Consider the following 20526-nt stretch of genomic DNA (forward strand, 5'->3'; position numbering starts at 1 on the left):
GGCCGATCCGCTCGCTGGCTACGCCGGCGATCACGGCGCTGAGGTATTCCGCGCGTGTGTGGCCTGCCATACGCTTTCCGAAGACGAGAAGCCGCGCGCTGGGCCGACGCTGGCACGATTGTTCGGTCGCAGGATCGCGTCCCTGCCAGGCTACCGCTTTTCGGATGCGCTTAAAGGCATGAACATCGTCTGGACGCCGGATACAGTGGCAAAACTCTTTGAAGTGGGCCCCAACGCCTATACCCCCGGCACGAAGATGCCAGAGCAGCGCATCGGATCGCCCGAAGACCGCAAGGCCCTGACCGATTTTCTGGCCCGCGCTACTGCAAAATAATCACCCTTTAGTGTCTCGCTCGCGCTCGCGCAGATAGTCGTCGGTCGTGCGCGGCGGTGCGCGCGTGGGCACGCCGGCAAATGGGTCGAACTGCGTTTCGCTCATGGTGATGACACGGCAATCGGCACACATTCTGATCGCGTCAGTCCGCTTGTCGCGTCCCGGATACATCCAGTGCCGGCCTTCGAGCTTCGCGGCGACCTTATCGATCGTGCTTTTGACGCCGAAGGGCTTGCTACAGCGGATGCAGAGCGCCGGCTCTTCTTCCTTGATGGTTCGTGTGCGGGCCGTCGCGGCGGTGAAATCGATCTGCGGCTTCAGCGTGATGACTTTCTCCGGGCACGTGCTCTCGCACAAGCCGCACTGCACACAAGCGTCTTCCACAAATCTTAAGGACGGACGTTCGGGATCGTCGCGTAGTGCGCCGGTCGGACAAGCCGATACGCAGGACAGACACAGGGTGCATCCATCCACATCGATGCTGACGGAGCCCAGCGGCGCGGCTTCGGGCAGCGCGATGACGTCGGTCGGGACGGGCGCGGCGCGATGCAATTCGGTCAGGGCGAACCGAAGCAGGTCGCGCCGCGTCCCAACGGTCCTGAACGTCGCCGGGCGCGCAACGGTCGTGCCGGGCTGGATCCCACGCAGCACGTCGCCGAGCTGATCGGGATCATCGGTTTCGATGGTGGAAACACTGGATCCCGCAAAACCCAGGCCAGACAATATCGCATCGGCCATCGCGATGGTCTGTGAAAGTCCCGCCGGGTCGTGCCGGGGTTTTGCCCGCAAAACGAATCGCACGTTTGCAGCGCCGTAGGCGAAGGCGGCGACGACCGCTTCCAGACCGATTTGAGTCACCTCGTTCACCGCGAGGGGTAATACCTCGGCCGGAAGCCCGTCACCGTGACGGGCGAGCGCTTCGATCAGCGCTGCGCCGTGCTCGTTATCATGCAGCAGCACAATCGGCTTGACGCCGCCGGCTTGATCATAGGCCAACAGCATGGCGCGAAGCTTATGCAGGAGGGTATCGGCCGGCGGCAGCGCGTAGGAAGCAGCACCGGTCGGACAGGCGGCGGCGCATTGACCACAGCCGGCGCAAATCTCGCTGCTGATCGTGACGTGATCACCATCCGGCACAATCGCGCCGGTCGGGCAAAGATCGAGGCAGCGATGGCATCCGGTCAAGTTTGATCGCGAATGCGCGCAAAGTCCCGCGTTGAAATTGATATATTTCGGCTTGTCGAAAGTTCCCACGAGGTCGCGCGCCCTAAGCACCGCGCGAAGCATCGCGGCGGGATCGCGCGGATCGGCGCGCAAATAGCCATCGCGCAAATCGTGCGCGGTAAAAAGAGGGGAGCCGCCTGAAAGATCAAGTATGAGATCGCAGCGCGAAGTCGCGCCATTGCGCGTGGTTTCGAAAATGAACATGTCTCGCGAGGAGGCTCGCGGGGTGGCGTAATCGTCGATCGTCAATTCGAATTTGCCGAAATGACCGCTGGCATTGCGGATCGTTCCCTTGACGATCGGGAACGGCGACTTGGAAGGCGGCGCGATCTGACCCGGCCGCGTGATCATTACGGTGACATCCAGGTGATCGGCGAGCAGTCGGCCGGCTTCGATGGCGGTCTCGTCCCGGCCATAGATCAGGATGACGCCCTCGCTCGACATATTGACGAGTGGAAAATCAGGTGTGGGTTCCGCCGCGGCGGCGAGGAGGGCGGCCATCTTCGGTCCGGCGCGGTCTCCTTCGGCGGACCAACCACCTGTCTCGCGCAGGTTCACGAAATTGATTGGTTGTCGCCGCTCGCCCGCTTCCTCCGAGAACAGCGGACTCTCCTGCGTGCAGCCGACCGTAAGCGATCCGTCCGCCTGCGCGGCTTTGCGAAACTGATCGAGTTCGGCCCGGCACAGGTTCCGAAACGTGGCGATCTCGCTGTTGCGGCATACGCGCCGAACGGCGGATGTATCGAGCTGCATCGTGTCTTCGCACGAGCACAACAAGATGGTCTTGGGGGGATCGGCCATGCTTTGCCCAGTACTCTACCAAAGAGGGGCGGAACGGCAGCGAGCGGACTCGCACCGGGTGTCCAGGTCGTATAATTATGCGCAACAGAGCAGAAAAGAAAGCTGGAGCATCATCTGGCGCCGACCCCAAGCATGCACGGGTTCGCATCCGACCCCATCGATCTGCCTCCGCCATTTAGCCTGGTGAGGCTGCGCGAGAGCGGTGATGCCTTTACCCATGCTACTAACATCGCAGCAGTCAGCGGCGCCGGTACGCTGGTCTATGTGGGCCGGTTCGATCTCGCGGAATTTGCGGTGGTACTCGAGCCTAACGAGCCCCTGCGGACCGCGCGCCGCGCCTTCCATGCCGGAATGGTCGCGTTAGCCGACGCATTGCGTGCCTACGCACCGCCAAACAAGCCGGTGACGATCGACTGGCCGGACGCAATCCGCGTTGACGGCGGTCTGGTCGGCGGCGGGCGACTTGGCTGGCCGGCATCGGCGAAGGAGCATGATCCGCCGCCGTGGTTGGTGTTCGGGGCCATGATCCGGACAATTGCGATGACCGAAGAGCAGCCTGGTGTTCATCCGCTTAGCTCTGCGTTGGAGCAGGAGGGATTTGGTGAAACCGGTGCGGTCCAAGTGACCGAGAGCTTTGCGAGATATCTGATGCTGGCGATCCACAGATGGCAGGTTGAGGGCTTTGAAAGCGTGGCGCGCGAATACCTGACTCGGCTTTCGCGTGAACGGCAGGTCAGCCGCCGCCTCGACGAGCAAGGCGATCTGATTCAGCACCGGATCGGTGCCAACAAAACCGAGCGGCACGACCTGTTCAACGCACTGGCTACGCCATCATGGCTCGATCCGAAGCTCGGAGGACCGCGCCTGTGAAGCTCCTGCGTACCATCGCCCTCGATCCATCAGACACCTTCGTCTTCGAGGTGGCGGCGGAGCCCGGCGACTGGGCCGTGTCGGGCGCATTCCGCTTCTGCGATCGCGATCCGGCCGAGCTGACAGGCAAGGATCGGTCGGCTTTCCGCAGCGGCTTTCTCGGGGTGCAGTCGTGGGGCTGGTCGACGCTGGTGCAGATCGTGCACGCGACCGAGGCCGATCGCCGCAAATTAGTGGAAGTCCTTGCCGCGCAGCTCGTGGACCGCTTCGGCGCCCCGGATCTGCCGACCGCGAACATTGCCGCCGAAGAGGAAGTGGCCTTTGCAGAGTCGCTTTGCACGCATCCCGTCAGTACTCTCATCGGCGTTCACCGTTCGGCGAATGGTCGCGAGGTCCGAGAGTCATTCCGCAGATTGCAATTACGTGAGGGGAGCGGTCATAACAGGGCGTTCTCGTTCATGGAGGTGGAGGATGATCCGGAGCCGGAGAGCGGCCTTGATCTTGCCGACATGAAGTTGGAGCCGCGTTGGCGATGAGGGATTTCTGGATTTCCTGTGGCCACCATCTGCTCGATCGCAATGCCGGCGGCGGCCTGGTGGTTACGGATGAGTTTCTCAAAGCCTATTTTGCGCGTCCCGAGCTGATGCCGCCTGCAGATGCGTGCGCGGTCGAACGTCGTCTGCACCGCGAATTGCTAGCGGACCCGCGCCGGCCAGTCGGCGCCAGCGAACTTGCCGCGCTCGCCGATGCAGACGCGCGGGAGAACTGGAAATTCGTTCTGGCTTTTCGCGACCTCTTGCTGCGACATGCGACACTGGAAGCCGCATATCTCGAGCTGGTCCGCGCTGGATCCATCCCCCTGCCGCCGTTGTTTATCAATCAGCTCATTCATGTGATCCTGCGCAATGCGCTGGACGGCTGCGATGACCCCTTTGTGCTGCGCGCGGCTGAACTGTTTTTCCGGCCGCAGCGGATCATGCTGCACGAGCAGTCGCTGATTCTTGGAGACGAGGAGATCATTGGCGGCCTGAAAATGACGCCGGTGTTGTCGCTGATGTCGATGCTGGGCGCGGCCACGGAGACGCAAATTGACGTTCTTGATGCTGATAACGCGGAGCACTATTGGCACCGCTGCGACCAGTTCGACATGGGTTTTGACCTCACGGTCGGAAAGCCGGGACGGGCGGCGCTAGCGCAAGCGATGACGCGCTGGATTTCGCACCTGCTCGGAGTCGACGTGGCAATCGAGCCGCTGACGGAATTGCGCGACGCAAAACTTACCTGGTACGTCGGCTTGGATTCGGAGGCGACCGGGATCGGCGACCAGCTCTGGCGCGGCGAAAGCCTGGACGACCAAACGGCGGGCAGGGTGCTGGCGCTCTTCCGCCTCACTTTTACCGATACTGCGGTCGTGACTGACGTCCTGAAGCAAGAGCCGGTCTATCTGATCATGGCCATGACTTCGGGCTTGAACCTCCGGATGAAGCCTCAGAATCTTTTGACCGGATTGCCGATCAGGCGCCTGGAGGCTGTGAGTTGAGCCCTGCCGCTGTACCGTTGGTGTGTATTCCGATCGGTGTCGTAGTGGAGCGCCGAAAGGCCGACTCGCCGTGGATCGACTTCGTTTGGCGCGGCGTTGGTGTCCTGCCGGACGAGCCAGACTTGCAGCCATGGACGATCCTTCGTGAACAGGATGACGTAACTCTTTACTATGCTGGAAGCGCGGTGATCGAACTCTACCGCTCCGAGACCGCGCGCTACCGCGAGAACTTCGCAAGCGACGTGCCGAGCCTCTGGATCGTGCTGAGCCCGTCAGAGGGCGCTTGGCCATTCACGGTTGCGGCCGTTACAGCTGACCCCGCGGAAGGAGAAGCTTTCACCGAAGCGGGCGCCAATCTCGTCGAAGCGGTGCCGATGCCTGACGTCGTTCGTGAAAGCATTGAAAACTTTGTTGCTGAGCACCACGTTGAAAGGGCGTTCGTTAAGCGCAAGCGAGGTCGCGCCGATCCCGAGGCGCTCGCGCGGCGTCATCACGATGAAGGTGGGCACGAATGAGCGAGGAGGAATTTCTTGCTCGCTGGTCTCGCCGCAAAGCTGAGGCGAGAACAGCCGTTGACGCGCCGCAGCCGTTGCCGGCGCCGCTCGAGGTGTCGAACTCGACAACGCTTGCTAGCTCCGAAAATGCTGACGACGCCGAGTTCGATCTTTCCAGCTTGCCGTCGATCGAGTCCATCACGGGAGCGACAGACGTCACCTCTTTCCTGCGCAAGGGTATCCCAGCCGCATTGAGCCGTGCGGCGCTTCGTCGCGCCTGGGCAGCCGATCCGGCCATCCGGGACTTCATCGGTCTCGCGGAGAACGCCTGGGACTTCAACGACCCAAATGCGATGGCCGGATTCGGACCGCTCGACTGCTCTGAAGAGCAGCTTGCCGCCCTCCTGGATCGGGTGGTCGGCGGCGTGCGCAATGCGGCTGACAGCCTTGCAACAGCAGTCCCCCACCCAGCAATTCCCGAGCAAACGAACGCCCGCCAATCGGCAGATTCCGATGGTGCAAAGCTCTCGGAGCATGCGGGGGAGGAGGTAGACGATCCCGAACGCGCCCAGGAGATTTCATCGCAGAAGGTGCCCCCACCTTCTGCTGCGGTGCAAACGGACAGTGCGGGGAACGTTGCGGACGACCAAACTTCAACTCGACGCCGTAAGCACGGAAGCGCATTGCCTGGATAGGCTTACAACCAAAAGCCATACTTTCGGACTGCGCCGAATCAATTGACCGGTCCGTGACCGACGTCTAGTCTTTGCCCAAGAAAGAATAATCAAGCGCGTCGGCACTCTGGGGAAAAAGGGAGGTCCACATGCGCGATGCGGGCCTTTGTCATGCGATCGATGCAGCAGGCAGCCTAGCACAGCTTGCCCGCAGAACTTCCGTTGCCCAATCCTCCGTTTCAAATTCGAAAAGAGTGCTCGCGCAACGAGGAATCGCCGGCGAAGCAGCAACCGGCGTATCGCGCCGACAACCGAGTCCCGAAGTTCATTTCGAGGCTGTCGTGAAAGATAATGCCATCGATCCCGTCGATGCTGCCCGCGCTTGGGAATACGAGTTGCTTGCCGCATTGCTTTCATCGCCGCCTTCCACCCGCTTGCTTGATGAGATCGCAACATTATGCGGTGACGGAACGCCGCTCGGTTGCGCTCATGCCGCACTGGCGGAGGCCGCATCGAAGGCAGACACCGGCGCGGTCGAGCGGGAATATTTCGATCTGTTTGTCGGCCTCGGCCGCGGCGAGTTGCTCCCTTATGCCTCGTATTACCTGACAGGTTTTCTGAATGAGCGTCCGTTGTCACGGCTTCGCGAAGACCTCGCTGCACTCGGCATAGAGCGCGCCGAGAACATTTTCGAGCCGGAGGACCATGCCGCCACGCTGTGTGAGATTATGGCGGGCCTTGTCTCGGGGCGCTTCTCGGCCAGCCCGGAGCTGCAGCGCAGCTTTTTTGAAAAGCATATGGCGCCTTGGATGGGCCGAATGTTCAGCGATCTTGAGCACGCCGCGGGCGCGCGGTTCTACCGGCCCGTAGGCTCGCTAGGCCGCCTATTTATCGAAATCGAAGCTGAAGCATTTACGTTCGCGAACTGACCAATGGCGATTGGTCCGGGAGAAAGTCGATGAAGAGCGAAAAAAAAGCAACGGTCGGCCGGCGCGATTTCCTTCGCAACGTTGGGGTGGGCGCGGTGGGCGCTGGCGCCACGTTGGCGAGCCCGCTGATCGTGCCAGCGCAAGCTGACAGCGAGAACAACGACGAGAAACGCAAGGCGCGGTACAAGGAAACCGATCACGTAAAGGCTTACTACCGCGTCAATCGTTATCCGGGTTGAGGAGGCGGCCATGCTGATCAAGAGAACAGAACGGTCTTCAGGGCTTGCGTCCCGCGTATCGGTTGCCGACGCTCTGTCCGGGCAGGCCGGCGGTCTGGATCGCCGCACGTTCCTGCGCCGGTCCGGGCTTGCCGGCGGCGGATTGGCCGCGCTGACCACGCTGCCGATCGGTAGCGTTCGCAAGGCGAAAGCAGCCGTCGCCGGGCCGCTCACCTCGGGCGCCACGGTTCGCAAGAGCATCTGCACGCATTGTGCCGTCGGATGTACAGTGACCGCGGAAGTGCTGAACGAAGTCTGGATCGGCCAGGAACCGAGCTGGGATTCGCCGATCAACCGCGGCTCGCATTGCGCCAAGGGCGCCTCGGTGCGCGAGCTGGTGCACAGCGAGCGGCGGCTGCGGTACCCCATGAAGCTTGTGGGCGGGCAGTGGACGCGGGTCTCCTGGGATACCGCGGTCAACGAGATTGGCGACAAGCTCCAGCAGATTCGCGAAAAGTCCGGCAGCGATTCCGTCTATTGGCTGGGATCGGCCAAGATGACCAATGAAGGGTCCTACCTGTTCCGCAAGCTCGGCGCGTTCTGGGGCACCAACAACACCGACCATCAGGCGCGCATCTGCCATTCGACGACCGTCACCGGCGTGGCCAACACCTGGGGCTACGGCGCGATGACCAACAGCTTTAACGATATCCGCAATGCCAAGACACAGATCATCATGGGCGGCAATCCGGCCGAGGCGCATCCGGTATCGTTGCAGCATCTGCTCGAAGGCAAGGAGCTTCAAAAGGCCAACTTTATCGTCATAGACCCGCGCCTGACGCGAACTGCCGCACACGCGACGGAGTATGTGCGCATGCGCCCAGGCACCGACATCCCGGTGCTCTACGGCATGATGTGGCACATCCTGCAGAACGGCTGGGAGGACAAGGAGTTCATCAAGCAGCGCGTCTACGGTTTCGACGATCTGCGCAAGGAAGTGGAGAAATGGAATCCGGAAGAGGTCGAGCGGGTCAGCGGCGTTCCCGGCGAACAGCTTAAGCGAGTCGCCAAGATGTTTGCCACGGAGAAACCGTCGACGCTGATCTGGGCCATGGGCCAAACCCAGAAAACCGTCGGCACCGCCAACGTGCGGGCCAGTTGCATCGCACTGCTCCTCACCGGCAACGTCGGCGCTCCCGGGACCGGCGCCAACATCTTCCGTGGCCACGACAATGTGCAAGGAGCGACCGACGTAGGGCTCGATATCGTGACGCTGCCGTTTTACTACGGACTTGCCGAAGGAGCCTGGAAGCACTGGTCGCGGGTTTGGGAAGTCGACTATGACTTCTTGAAGTCGCGCTTCGACTCCAAGCAGATCATGGAAACTCCCGGCATCCCGCTCACCCGCTGGTTCGACGCGGTGACATTGCCGAAAGATCAGGTCGCGCAGAAAGATAATGTCAAGGCGGTGTTCGTGCAGGGACACGCCAGCAACAGCATCACGCGAATCCCGGATTCGCTCAAAGGCTTGCAGGCGCTCGAGCTGTTGGTCATCGCCGACCCGCATCCGACCACCTGGGCCTCGCTCGCGGTGGAGGCCGGTCGCAAGGATAACCTCTACATTCTCCCGGTTGCCACGCAATTCGAATGCAAGGGGTCGCGGGTGGCTTCGAACCGCTCGCTGCAATGGGGTGAGCAGATCGTCAAGCCGGTGTTCGAATCGAAGGACGATCTCGAGGTCATGTATCTCGTCGCCAAGAAGCTCGGCTTCGCCGACCAGATGTTCAAGAACATCAAGGTCGAGAACAATCTGCCGGTAGCCGAAGATATCCTCCGCGAGATGAATCGCGGCAGCTGGTCGACCGGTTACTGCGGGCAGTCGCCGGAGCGCCTCAAGGCGCATATGAAGAACCAGGCCAAGTTCGACATGCTGACGATGCGCGCGCCCAAGGACGATCCTGAAGTCGGCGGCGACTACTACGGCCTGCCGTGGCCCTGCTGGGGTTCACCGGAAGTCAAGCATCCCGGCACGCCTCTGCTGTACAATAATAATCTTGCCGTGATGGATGGAGGCGGCACGTTCAGGCCCCGCTTCGGGCTCGAGCGGGAGGAGAAACTTCCCGACGGCACGACACGGAAAGTCAGCCTGCTTGCGGACGGGTCCTATTCGAAGGATTCGGAAATCAAGGATGGCTATCCGGAATTTACCCTTGCCGTGTTGAAGAAACTGGGCTGGGATACGGACCTGACCGAAGCGGAAATGGCCACGATCAACAAGGTCAACTCCGCTAATCCCGACGCAGTGTCCTGGTCGCTCGATCTCTCCGGCGGCATTCAACGCGTGGCGCTGAAGCACGGCTGCGTTCCCTATGGCAACGGCAAGGCGCGCATGAACGCGTTCGGATTGCCGGATCCGATTCCGGTCCACCGCGAGCCGATCTACACGCCGCGCGTCGACCTGGTCTCGAAATATCCGACACTGCCCGATGCCAAGCAGTTCCGTCTGCCGAACATCGGCTTCTCGGTGCAGAAGGCGGCTGTAGAAAAGGGCATTGCCAAGCAATTTCCCCTCATCCTCTCTTCGGGACGTCTGGTCGAGTATGAGGGTGGCGGCGAGGAGACCCGCACCAATCCGTGGCTCGCCGAACTGCAGCAGGACATGTTCATCGAGATCAGTCCGGCCGATGCCGCCGACCGCGGTATTAAGGATGGCGGTTGGGTCTGGGTCACGGGCGCCGAGGCCAATTCCAAGGCCAAGATGAAGGCGCTCGTTACCGAGCGTGTCGGCAAGGGCGTCGCCTGGATGCCATTCCACTTCGGCGGCTGGTTCGCAGGCCAGGATCTTCGCGGCAATTATCCAAAGGGCACCGATCCGATCGTTCTCGGCGAAAGCGCCAACACGATCACCACCTACGGATACGATCCGGCGACCGGCATGCAAGAGCCCAAAGTCACTCTCTGCCAAATCGCGGCGGCATAAGGAGCAACGACCATGGCACGTATGAAATTCCTCTGCGACGCCGATCGTTGCATCGAGTGCAATGCCTGCGTCACCGCCTGCAAGAACGAGCACGAGGTCCCCTGGGGCATCAATCGGCGTCGCGTCGTCACCATCAACGATGGCAAGCCGGGCGAGCGTTCCGTCTCGATGGCCTGCATGCATTGCACTGACGCGCCCTGCGCGGCGGTATGCCCGGTGAACTGCTTCTACACGACCGCCGACGGTGTGGTGCTTCACTCCAAGGACCTGTGCATCGGATGCGGCTATTGCTTCTACGCCTGCCCATTCGGTGCGCCGCAATATCCCAAGGTCGGTAACTTCGGCTCGCGCGGCAAGATGGATAAATGTACGTACTGCGCCGGCGGCCCCGAGGCCGACGGTAGCAAGGAAGAGTACGAGAAGTACGGGGCGAACCGTCTCGCCGAAGGCAAGCTGCCGCTGTGCGCCGAGATGTGTTCGACCAAATCGCTGCTGGCCGGCGACGGCGAAATTATCGCCCAGATCTATAAGGAGCGGGTCACCAAGCGCGGCTACGGCTCCGGCGCTTGGGGTTGGAAGACCGCCTATCGCGAAACCATTGAATCCTGAAAGCGGCAGCGGCGGCACGTGAGGACATATCGAGGAGCGAGCTTCATGACGTCTTTTGGAAAATATATCCGCGTGATTCTCGGCGCGTGGGCTTTTCTGCTGATCGTTCTGACGTCGATGCCCTCCAGTGCCCAGCAGGTCAATCCGACCGCAAGCTCCGTGAAGGAACAGCAGCTTCTGCAGGAACTCAATCGGATTCAGGGGCGCGTCAGCATTCCCGACCAGCGCTCCGGCGTCCTCGAACAGCCAGCCGGTCGCGATTGGCGTGAGTTCCGCAACGTCACGCTGCGCTGGATCGGGGGGATCGCCATTATCGGTATGCTGGCACTGCTTATTGTTTTTTATCTCAGCCGCGGCATGGTTCGACTCGAGAGCGGCCGGTCGGGACGCAGCATCGTGCGCTTCACCGCGTTCGAGCGTTTCGTGCACTGGATGACCGCAACATGTTTCATCATTCTGGCGGTCTCTGGACTGAACATCACGTTTGGCCGTCCGCTACTGCTGCCGCTGATCGGTTTCGAAGCGTTCTCGGAGTGGTCGCAATGGGCGAAATACGCCCACAACTATCTGAGCTTTCCGTTCACCATAGGCGTAGTGCTGATCTTCCTGATATGGATCGCCGGCAACATCCCGAACAAGCTTGATATCGATTGGCTGAAGCGAGGCGGCGGAATGATCGGCCACGATCATCCGCCGGCGTATCGCTTCAATGCTGGCCAGAAGGCGATCTATTGGATCGTCGTCCTTGGCGGTGGCGCGGTGGCCGTGACTGGGTATCAGCTGATGTTCCCCTTCTACCTGTCCGGAATCGAGGGGATGCAGATTGCTCAGATCGTGCACTCGATCGTCTCCGTGCTCTTTGTGGCCGCGATGCTGGCGCACATCTACATCGGCACTATCGGCATGGAGGGGGCTTTTGAGGCGATGGGCAGCGGAACTGTCGATGTAAATTGGGCCAAGGAGCACCACAGCCTTTGGCTTGAGGAGCAAAACGCTCGGACGGGCGCCAACGACGCCCGCTCGCAGCCGGCTGCAACTCCCGCCGAATAGGACGCAACGAGGCTGCGCGCGACGAGGTGAATTGGGATGAAGTCCTTTCTGCTGGCTTGTATTGCTGCCGGTATATGTGCCGTGCTTGCCGTCATCGTCCTCAACACGATCCAGGAACCCGTCCAGCGGGCCTTTGCCACGTCTGGCGTGCGGCTTTGAGCAGGCCGCGCAATCATTGACGAAGCTGGCGATCACCTGGTCGGTGATTGCCAGCCTACTGCAGGTCAGCACGTCTCGTTCGACAACGAGTGAGAAATGGCGCCGGGATGTCCGACTGCGTTAAAGCGGGGCTTAATCGGCTGTCCTATTCGCCAGCCGCGACAAGGTTTGTCTTTTGCCAAGGACACCGGCGGTAGCGATCAAAGATTCGACTTTCCTTGATCCTCCATTCTGATTTCCCGTCGCTTCGAATCCAGTTCCGGCCCTGACATTTCCTCGATCCCAATCAAGTCGCGCCGCGACGAAGTAGCTCGAATGAGCTCATCGATCTTCACCTGCAGGGCGGCGCTGTCCCTGTTCTGCGTATTTTGAATCAGAAAAACCATCAGGAACGTGACGACGCTGCTGATGGTGTTCATGACCAGCTGCCATGTATCGGAAAAGCCGAACATCGGCCCACTTATGAGCCAGGCGAGTACGAACCCGCCCGCCAGGCCGAATGTCCACGGTCGGCCTGTTTGGCGCGCAGCTTCCGAGGCAAATCTGGAGAACCAGTGTTCGTTGGTACTTCGTGTCAAATCGCCGGACCCAATTGGGTCTCAACCGCCGCGCTCGACGTTAGTTCAACCGGGCCGTCCGAGTTTTGTGGCCGAACGTACGATGTTCCGGGCGAGGTTGTTCGGTGCGCCGCTGCAATCGATGTCCTCAGTGTTTCATACCCTGTCCCGCTTCTTGACAGGCGTTCATGCACCGGCGGCACGCCTCGGCGCAGATCCGGCAATGTTCGTGCATGCTGGCGTGCTTCTCGCATTCGTCCCCACAGAGCCGACAAGCGGCGGCGCAGGCGTCCAACATTCTGCGGATCATCTCCTCGTCCGATCCGGTTCGGCGGGTCGCCATCCTGCCGGTGATGTTGCAGACGTCTGCGCAATCGAGGTCCAGCCGGATGCATTGGGCGAGCGACCTGACATTGTCCTCTGCCAAGCAGGCGTCCGCGCAGGATGTGCAGGTCTGGGCACAGGAGTAGCATTCCTCGATACAGCGAATGAGCGCGTCATTGGCTCGGCCACGCACTTGGGGGTGGGTGTTGATCATCTCTTGAACGTGCATGTGGGTCCTCCGGAATGTTGACCCCAAACGCCTAACAACCGGCCGGCGCAAAAGTTCTGGGGCAACGCGAGCACGATCCGTCAGTATCATTTCTGGAACGCTCGACCGAGGCGCGGGTTGATTGCCAGCGGCAACAAAGGCAGCACGTTAAGCCATGGCCGGTCTGACCATCAGTGAGCGGGCACGCGAGCCGATCCGGGCAGCAGCTACGGAACTGCTGCATCGGGATGGCGAGAGTCTGCCGGCGCCGGAGCGCGCGGGAGAATTCGGAACACCGTTCGCCCGTTTCGGCGATGCGCGCGTCGTGCTGCTTGGCGAAGCCACGCATGGCACGGCCGAATTCTACCAAGCGCGCGCCGCCATCACCCGTGAACTGGTTCAGCATCACGGTTTTTCGATCATCGCGGTCGAGGCGGATTGGCCCGACGCGGCACGCATCGACCGCTATGTGCGCCATCGGGAAGGCGCGACCGGAGCGGCTGCTGCCTTCTCACGTTTCCCGAGCTGGATGTGGCGCAATGCCGAAGTGCGGGAGTTCGTCGATTGGCTACGGGCTTACAACGCGAACCTTGCGCCCGACCATCGGGTCTCGTTCCATGGACTTGACGTTTATAGCCTCGGCAGCTCGATTGCCGCGGTTCTCGATTATGTCGATCGCGTCAACCCGGAAGCCGCCAAAGCTGCGCGTCGGCGCTATGGCTGCCTGACACCTTGGCAGGACGAGCCGGCCGCGTATGGCCGCGCCGTGCTGCATGGCAAGCGGGATACCTGCGAGGATGAAGTCGTGGCGCAGCTCGCGGAGCTTTTGCGTCATCGCGTCCTCTACGAGGCACAAGATCGCGAGGACTTCTTCGACGCCACACAGAACGCTCGCGTCGTGCGCGCAGCCGAGCACTATTACCGCATCATGTACCATGGCTCGCGCGAATCCTGGAATCTGCGCGACCGGCACATGTTCGACACGTTGCAGGCGCTCCTTCGGCACGGTGCCAACCGCAAAGCCGTCGTGTGGGCCCACAACTCCCATATCGGCAACGCGGCCGCCACGGCTATGGGTTGGCAAGGTGAGTTCAATATCGGCGAGCTTTGCCGCACAGCCTATGGTGATGGTGCGGTTCTCATCGGATTCGGTACCGATCGGGGCACCGTCGCTGCCGCGAGCGACTGGGACGCGCCGATGCAGATCATGACGGTCCGTCCAGCGCGGGCCGACAGCTATGAATATGCCTTCCGGAAAACGGGCTTGGCCCGCACGCTCACGGATTGGCGCGGACTGCCGAAGCGTGATCTGGCTGATGCTCTGCGTCAGCCGATGCTGGAGCGCGCGATCGGCGTGATCTACAGACCGGAAAGCGAACTCGCGAGCCACTACTTCGAAGCCGTGCTGGCCGAGCAGTTCGACGCCTTTGTGTGGTTTGAACAGACCCAGGCTGTGACACCGCTCGCGACCGGGCACGAGCAGGGCACGCCGGAAACCTATCCGTTCGGACTTTGAATGTTTTGGCAGAAATCGCGGCGAAAACGTAGAGATTCGCGTATGCGTGAATCGTCCGTGGCGTCGTTGCGAGGAGCGAACGCGACGAAGCAATCCAGCTTTCTTGTTTGCGATGTCGGCTTCAAGGACTTGCTTCGCTAGCGCTCGCAATGACGGCGCTCTCCTTCACCTCGCGCGCGTTCATTGCCCGAAGCGTCTCCTTCGGCGTTTCGCGCACCAATGCCTCGATGTCGGCCTGCTCCAGCGTTTCCTTCTCTAATAGCTTACGGGCCGCCCGATCCAGGATGGCGCGCCGCGCTTTCAGGATGCCCTGCGCGCGTTGAAACACACGATCAACGATCGCTCGGACCTCATGATCAACGGCCGCAGCAGTTTCTTCGGCATATTCGCGCTCGCGCACGGGATAGGGTCGATCAGTGCCGGCCAGGAAATTACCGGGCTCGCGGTCATAGGCGATACTGCCGAGCTTTTCCGACATGCCGTAGCGGGTGACCATGCTGCGGGCAATGTCGGTGACGCGCCGCAGGTCGTCGGCGGCGCCGGTCGACAAATGGTCGAACACGATCAACTCCGCGGCACGGCCACCAAGCAGCACCGCCATCTTGTTCTCCAGCTCCTCCTTGGTCATCAGGAAGCGATCCTCAATCGGCCGTTGAATCGTGTAGCCGAGAGCGCCAACGCCCCTTGGGATAATCGAAACCTTGTGCACGGGATCAACGCCGGGTAGCGACAGTGCGGTCAGCGCGTGGCCCATTTCGTGATACGCCACGATCTCGCGCTCCTTGGGATTGAGGAGACGGTTGCGTTTTTCGAGACCAGCCACCATGCGCTCGACGGCGTTATTGAAATCTCTCATCGCGACAGCTTCTGCGCCTCGGCGCGTCGCCAGCAGCGCGGCTTCGTTGACGAGGTTGGCCAGATCAGCGCCGGTGAATCCAGGTGTCAGCCCCGCCACCGCTTCCACGTCGACGTCCGGAGCAAGCTGGACCTTCTTCATATGCACCTTGAGAATCTCGATGCGGCCCTTCTTGTCGGGACGGTCGACCAGCACCTGCCGGTCGAAGCGGCCGGCACGCAATAGCGCCGGATCGAGAATTTCCGGCCGGTTGGTGGCGGCGAGAATCACCAGGCCTGAACGCGAGTCGAAGCCGTCGAGCTCGACCAGAAGCTGGTTTAGTGTTTGCTCCTTCTCGTCATGGCCACCGGCAAATGGACCGACGCCGCGGGCGCGACCCAAGGCGTCGAGCTCGTCGATGAAGATGATGGCCGGCGCCTTTTGATGCGCCTGCTGGAACAGGTCGCGCACGCGCGCCGCGCCAACACCGACGAACATCTCCACAAATTCGGAGCCGGAGATCGAGAAGAACGGCACGCGGGCCTCGCCGGCGATGGCCTTGGCCAGCAGCGTCTTCCCCGTGCCGGGTGGGCCGACCAGGAGAACGCCTTTCGGCATCCTTCCGCCGAGCCGGCCATAGTCCGTCGGATTCTTGAGGAAATCGATGATCTCGCGGAGCTCGTCCTTGGCTTCGTCGACGCCGGCAACGTCGGCAAAGGTCACGCCGGTGTTGGATTCGACGTAGATCTTTGCCTTGCTTTTGCCGATGGCCATCAGGCCGCCGCCAAAGCCGCCGCCGCTCTCGGCGGCGCGTTTTCCAATGTACCACCACAAGCCAAAGAACAGCAGCGTAGGCATCACCCACGACAACAAGTCGCGCAGGAACGTGCTCTGGATTTGCCCCGTAAAGCGGACGCCATATTTTTCCAGCTCGCTTGCGACTTCCGGATCGACGCGGGTGGTGACGAACTGCTTCTGCCCGCTCGGCAATGGCTCCTTCAGCGTACCCTGCATGGTACGATCCGAGATGCCGACGCTGGCCACCTTGCCCTGACGCAGCAATTGCTGAAACTCGCTGTACGGAATGACGGCGATCTGGCTAGCTGCGGAGATGAAGTATTGAATCACAAAGATCGCGAAGATCGCCGCGACCGCGTAGCCGACGTGAAAGCGGATGTTATTTTTCATGTCGCAGCCCCGCTCCTGATCCGTTCAAGCGCCCGGCCCCAATCGAAAATTCATCTTCCCCGCCGTCGGTTGAGCGACAGCGATAAGGAGAGCGCCGCACCGATGGCATGGCGCGGTGTGACTCCCCCCATCGCCAAATGAGCTGCCTGCATCGCCACATGAACGAAAAGGATGCGATTAAGTTTCAGGAGGGCCTTGGGCGAGCCGCTGGAGCCTGTTGCGCAGTTCGGGAGAGGGCGGCGGAGCCGGGCGGGCAGCCAGCGTCAACGGCCAGGACCGCGCATGACCTTTTAGGTCCCGAAAGATATCTGGCTCCCGAAAAATATCGAGCCGGTGACATCGCCCCTCTTGAAACCATTCGCGATGTTTCTAATTTTTTGGTCGCCACACACGTGGCGCCGGATGCCTTTAGAGGGTCCGGCAGATATCGCCGGCAGCTCCCGGCCTTGCTCTATCCATGTTGCTCAAGAGGAGGATGTGGCTATGAGGATTTACGGTCTATCACCGTTCTGGGCTTCGACCGTCGGTTACGAGAAAATTAAGCCGCGTCGAATCCTGATCCAATTCGCCGGCAACGGCAACCAGCAAACCGAGCAGAAGCGGGCGAGCTGACGGCGCAGCTGCGAAGCTACGGCGCGCCCTGTGCGCGGGATAGCTCGTGCGCCGGAACCGCCGATTCGTAAAAGCCAACGCAAACCAGAAAGGAGAAATGACAATGGCACTACGCGATCTCATTCCGTGGAACAACGGTTCGCGGGACATGCAATATAGCCAGCAAGGCAACCCGTTTCTTGCCTTGCACCGGGAGATGAATCGTCTCTTCGACGAGATGTTCCGCGCCTTTGACGTCGATGCGTTCGGGCCACATCCGATGGGCTGGCCGAGCGTCGAGGTCAACGAGACCGACAAGGAGGTCAAGGTGGTGGCTGAACTACCCGGTCTTGAAGAGAAGGACGTGCAGGTCGAACTCGCCAATGGCGTCCTGAGAATTAGCGGCGAAAAGAAGAGCGAGACGGAAGACAAGGAGCGTCGCTTCAGTGAGCGCTACTACGGACGGTTCGAGCGCCGCATTCCGATGGAAGACGTCGATCAGGAAAAGGTCGCCGCAAAATTCGACAAAGGCGTCCTGACCGTCACGTTGCCCAAACCACCGACTGCGCAGCAGAAGGTGAAACGCATCGCGATCAACGGGAAATAACAGAGGAACGGGCGAGAGCGACGGCTCTCGCCCCTCAGTCCGACGGAGGCATTCGCATGAACGTTGTGCCTTTATCGCTTCATTCCGAGTTCAAGACGCGCCACCAGGCAGCGTGGCCCGAGCAAAGCCGATCGATGTTTCCTGCCTACGCGCACGCGCTGATTTATAAACCTGCTCCCTCGGCGATGACATCCGGCCGCGCCGCTCGAAGAGAGCAATGGAAGCTGGTCTTCGAGCGGCGGAGTGCGCAATACGTTGAACCCCTGATGGGCTGGACGGCAGACGACGACCCGCTGAGCCAAATAGAGCTTTCCTTTCCCTCTGCGGAAGCGGCCATCGCCTATGCCCGTCGCCAGGGGCTGGACTACACGGTGCAAGGATTGCAGGACCATGAGCCGAGGCTCCGCTTGGTGTCCGACCGAACTAATGGTGTAAGCCAGGCGACCCGCACCCAACGGCAACGGCGCCTGGAGTGGGTCGAGCGAACGCTTGGACCAGAGGTGATCCGCACCGGGTTCGGCCCTGGCGCCGAGCCAGCAATGTTATACGCGGAACCTGAAGATGTGCTTCGAGACCCCGATCTCTCGCCTGACCAACAGTGGGACATGCTGCGTCGCTGGGCGCTTGAGGCTTATCAAATCGAACGCGAGCATGGTCGGGGCAAACCGGAGGCGGAGCCTTCGCGACTCGAGCACGTCATAGATGCGCTGACCGCTATCGAGGAGGAGATCCTCGATAAAAAGGCGGGATAGATACGATGCGAGCGGATGCTCTTCTGAATCAGAGAAGCCGTGCACGGGGCAATTCGTGATCATGTATGTAGGATGGCCACGTTCTATTTCGATCTGGTAGGAGATTTAGCTGCTAGCGACGTGCTCGGAATGGAATTCCCCAACCCGCAAGCAGCCAGACGGCACGCCCGACTTCTTGCCAATCGCACTGCTGCCGAAAATCCACAGCTGATCCGCGCCGGCAATTATATCTCTGTCAGGAACGCTAGAGGGTTTGAGCTGTATCGAGTGCCCATATCGCTTCAGCGCAAAGACCATACATGAGCGCGCTCTTCTTCGATCGCTGACCGGCGGGCTTCCCGACCCACTTCCCACTTCATCAAGTCGAGCTAAAAAGTTTTTAGCGTTCCGAGGAACATTGCATTGACGCGGGACTTGATGGCTGCCGCCCTCCTCGGGGCTTCATTTGTGAGGGGTTCCCTAACATGAAAATACTAACTCGCGCAGCAGCTGCCGCTATCGCGCTCGCAGCAGCTGGAATACTCAGCTCGCCCGCGAGCGCGAGCCTCGTGCCGTTGACCACGACCGATTTGACCGGCCAAGGCGTCGGTGCGTCCTTCACGACGCTGTTCCTGCAAGCCCAAGGGAATTCCACGACGGAAAGTGGTGGTGTCATGTTCAATGGCACCGTGTTCGGTGATGCCGGATCGGGACAGTCGCAGTCGCGGACGTTCACCTTTGCCGACCTCGGAATCACGAATGCCAGCCAGCTTGGACTGATCGTGAACCTGGCGGAGCCGGGATCCGAAAACCCGCCCTTCGTCACCACGGCCATGAGCCCGCTGGCAGCTAACGCCAACCTGGCGAATACGATTACGCTGAACGTCTTCAGTTCGACCGGCACGCTGCTGGAACAGCACACCGCAGCGAACGGGCTGACGCTGCTTCAGGTTGCTAGCGGACTCGGTGGATCGGGCATCGTGTTCGGGCTAGACTCAGCCGAACAGACCCAGCTGAACAACACCATTGCTGCCAATGCGGGCAACGAGGTGTTCACGCTCGGAGCCACGTTTGCCAATGCTCAGGGTGGTCCGGAGACGATTAGCGCGGTCCGTCTCACCGGAGCGGTTCCAGAACCATCCACTTGGGCGATGATGGTGTTAGGATTTGTCGGGGTGGGCTTCATGGCTTATCGCCGCCGTTCCAATCCAAAGTTCCGTTGGACCTGACGGGCTGAAATCGAACTGCATCTCGCAAGCGAGACAAATGCAAAAACACAGTGTTCAGGCGGATGTACCCTGACATTGTTATGGCCCCGGAGCAGTCCGGGGCCATATTTTTTCCGGAAGACACGCGATGCTGGGTCATTTGCCAGTTGTTATCGTTACTTCATTGCATCTCACCGCTGTCGCGGACGCGCGTCCTCAATTCGATATTGCACGGGAGTGTCAGTTCGAGGCGGGATCGTCAAAGGACATCCGGCGCACGTGCATGAGAGACGAGAAGCGGGCGCGCCGCCGCCTTGAGAAGCAATGGACGGAATTTTCGCCCAGCGACAAAGCCTGGTGCACCCGGGAAGTGTCGCGGACGCTAGCCCGGAGCTATGTTGAATTGCTGACCTGCCTTCAAATGGAGAAGCATGGGCAGCAGACCGGGAATTGACATGTTGAGGTTCAGATGCCCCGGGGGCGATCCGTTCGCATTCGATCCAGCAAGTTCCGGGACGACAAGGTCAGCTCACAGCAATAACCCCGTCCAGAGCGGGGCAATCTTGGACGGGGTCTTGGAGGAACGCGTCTTGGCTGAGCGACGCGGCAGCAACCCAGATCAATCGACCTGAAATTTATGTTCGGAAACTGACTCTCTCACCTGCTTGTTACAACCAGCGAACTCAGGTTCGTTCCGTTTGCCTCAGCGTTGGTCGCCCGCGTGACCTGCCGTTTCTCTCGTGCACGCTATCTCAATCGCGGCTCACATCTCTCATCGTGCCTGCGCTTGGGGCGTATTCATCATGTGACGAACGCGGCAACGCCACGCGCTCGAACCGCAAGATCGTTCAACCCGCCTCGCGCGCGGCCCTCGATTGT

At 60.8% G+C, this 20526-nt stretch carries 22 protein-coding genes; 18 read left to right on the plus strand and 4 right to left on the minus strand.

The window, feature by feature from the left end:
• A partial coding sequence (locus VJV58_RS00465) for a c-type cytochrome (protein ID WP_324135340.1) occupies positions 1-334 on the plus strand: 334 nt, incomplete at its 5' end.
• Here VJV58_RS00465 and VJV58_RS00470 read toward each other — a convergent pair.
• Positions 335-2311: a 4Fe-4S binding protein gene (locus VJV58_RS00470; RefSeq protein WP_324135367.1), complete on the minus strand. Its 1977-nt coding sequence runs from the start codon at positions 2309-2311 to the stop codon at positions 335-337.
• A gap of 180 nt (positions 2312-2491) precedes the next feature.
• Here VJV58_RS00470 and VJV58_RS00475 point away from each other — a divergent pair, with 180 nt between their 5' ends.
• The 10 genes from VJV58_RS00475 to VJV58_RS00520 all read left to right on the plus strand — a co-directional run bounded on the left by VJV58_RS00475 (position 2492) and on the right by VJV58_RS00520 (position 11723).
• Positions 2492-3229 (plus strand): biotin/lipoate--protein ligase family protein, encoded by a 738-nt coding sequence (locus tag VJV58_RS00475; RefSeq protein ID WP_324135341.1) that lies wholly within the window; start codon positions 2492-2494, stop codon positions 3227-3229.
• Positions 3226-3765, plus strand: coding sequence for a DUF6505 family protein (locus VJV58_RS00480; RefSeq protein WP_324135342.1), 540 nt, complete (start codon positions 3226-3228; stop codon positions 3763-3765). The genes VJV58_RS00475 and VJV58_RS00480 overlap by 4 nt, the downstream gene beginning before the upstream one ends.
• Positions 3762-4769, plus strand: coding sequence for a DUF6352 family protein (locus VJV58_RS00485; protein WP_324135343.1), 1008 nt, complete (start codon positions 3762-3764; stop codon positions 4767-4769). The genes VJV58_RS00480 and VJV58_RS00485 overlap by 4 nt, the downstream gene beginning before the upstream one ends.
• A complete protein-coding gene (locus VJV58_RS00490; RefSeq protein ID WP_324135344.1) occupies positions 4766-5284 on the plus strand; it encodes a DUF3305 domain-containing protein in 519 nt (172 codons plus the stop codon). Before VJV58_RS00485 ends, VJV58_RS00490 begins: the two co-directional genes overlap by 4 nt.
• On the plus strand, positions 5281-5958 hold the full coding sequence (locus VJV58_RS00495) for a DUF3306 domain-containing protein (RefSeq protein ID WP_324135345.1): 678 nt from the start codon (positions 5281-5283) through the stop codon (positions 5956-5958). The genes VJV58_RS00490 and VJV58_RS00495 overlap by 4 nt, the downstream gene beginning before the upstream one ends.
• A gap of 128 nt (positions 5959-6086) precedes the next feature.
• Positions 6087-6866 (plus strand): molecular chaperone TorD family protein, encoded by a 780-nt coding sequence (locus VJV58_RS00500; protein ID WP_324135346.1) that lies wholly within the window; start codon positions 6087-6089, stop codon positions 6864-6866.
• A gap of 29 nt (positions 6867-6895) precedes the next feature.
• Positions 6896-7105 (plus strand): twin-arginine translocation signal domain-containing protein, encoded by a 210-nt coding sequence (locus VJV58_RS00505; protein ID WP_324135347.1) that lies wholly within the window; start codon positions 6896-6898, stop codon positions 7103-7105.
• Between the two features lie 10 nt (positions 7106-7115).
• Positions 7116-10064 carry a formate dehydrogenase subunit alpha gene (locus tag VJV58_RS00510; protein WP_324135348.1) on the plus strand — a complete coding sequence of 983 codons (2949 nt, stop codon included), beginning with the start codon at positions 7116-7118 and terminating at the stop codon, positions 10062-10064.
• Between the two features lie 12 nt (positions 10065-10076).
• Entirely contained in the window at positions 10077-10673 is a 597-nt protein-coding gene (gene fdh3B / locus VJV58_RS00515) for a formate dehydrogenase FDH3 subunit beta (protein ID WP_324135349.1), read from the plus strand.
• A 45-nt stretch (positions 10674-10718) separates the two neighbouring features.
• Positions 10719-11723, plus strand: coding sequence for a formate dehydrogenase subunit gamma (locus VJV58_RS00520; protein WP_324135350.1), 1005 nt, complete (start codon positions 10719-10721; stop codon positions 11721-11723).
• A gap of 359 nt (positions 11724-12082) precedes the next feature.
• Here VJV58_RS00520 and VJV58_RS00525 read toward each other — a convergent pair whose 3' ends face one another.
• Entirely contained in the window at positions 12083-12460 is a 378-nt protein-coding gene (locus VJV58_RS00525) for a low affinity iron permease family protein (RefSeq protein ID WP_324135351.1), read from the minus strand.
• 127 nt (positions 12461-12587) lie between these two features.
• Positions 12588-12992, minus strand: coding sequence for a four-helix bundle copper-binding protein (locus VJV58_RS00530; protein WP_324135352.1), 405 nt, complete (start codon positions 12990-12992; stop codon positions 12588-12590).
• 154 nt (positions 12993-13146) lie between these two features.
• Between VJV58_RS00530 and VJV58_RS00535 the strand changes: the two genes are divergently transcribed.
• Positions 13147-14487: an erythromycin esterase family protein gene (locus tag VJV58_RS00535; protein ID WP_324135353.1), complete on the plus strand. Its 1341-nt coding sequence runs from the start codon at positions 13147-13149 to the stop codon at positions 14485-14487.
• Positions 14488-14608: 121 nt separating this feature from the next.
• Here the strand turns inward: VJV58_RS00535 and ftsH are convergent, their stop codons facing one another.
• Positions 14609-16510 carry an ATP-dependent zinc metalloprotease FtsH gene (gene ftsH, locus VJV58_RS00540; protein WP_324135354.1) on the minus strand — a complete coding sequence of 634 codons (1902 nt, stop codon included), beginning with the start codon at positions 16508-16510 and terminating at the stop codon, positions 14609-14611.
• 483 nt (positions 16511-16993) lie between these two features.
• Between ftsH and VJV58_RS00545 the strand changes: the two genes are divergently transcribed.
• From VJV58_RS00545 to VJV58_RS00565, 6 genes are all read left to right on the plus strand, one after another.
• Positions 16994-17122, plus strand: a complete 129-nt coding sequence (locus VJV58_RS00545; protein WP_324135355.1) for a hypothetical protein — start codon at positions 16994-16996, stop codon at positions 17120-17122.
• Positions 17123-17225: 103 nt separating this feature from the next.
• On the plus strand, positions 17226-17708 hold the full coding sequence (locus VJV58_RS00550) for an Hsp20/alpha crystallin family protein (protein WP_324135356.1): 483 nt from the start codon (positions 17226-17228) through the stop codon (positions 17706-17708).
• A 56-nt stretch (positions 17709-17764) separates the two neighbouring features.
• Positions 17765-18460, plus strand: coding sequence for an ETC complex I subunit (locus VJV58_RS00555; protein ID WP_324135357.1), 696 nt, complete (start codon positions 17765-17767; stop codon positions 18458-18460).
• Between the two features lie 72 nt (positions 18461-18532).
• Positions 18533-18763: a DUF6894 family protein gene (locus VJV58_RS22315; protein WP_414641364.1), complete on the plus strand. Its 231-nt coding sequence runs from the start codon at positions 18533-18535 to the stop codon at positions 18761-18763.
• A gap of 161 nt (positions 18764-18924) precedes the next feature.
• Complete coding sequence (locus VJV58_RS00560; RefSeq protein ID WP_324135358.1) at positions 18925-19668, plus strand: PEP-CTERM sorting domain-containing protein; 744 nt, start codon at positions 18925-18927, stop codon at positions 19666-19668.
• A gap of 127 nt (positions 19669-19795) precedes the next feature.
• A complete protein-coding gene (locus VJV58_RS00565; protein ID WP_324135359.1) occupies positions 19796-20101 on the plus strand; it encodes a hypothetical protein in 306 nt (101 codons plus the stop codon).
• Positions 20102-20526 lie beyond the last annotated feature (425 nt).

This window comes from Bradyrhizobium sp. (assembly GCF_035273305.1).
In the GTDB taxonomy this organism is placed as follows: Bacteria; Pseudomonadota; Alphaproteobacteria; order Rhizobiales; family Xanthobacteraceae; genus Bradyrhizobium.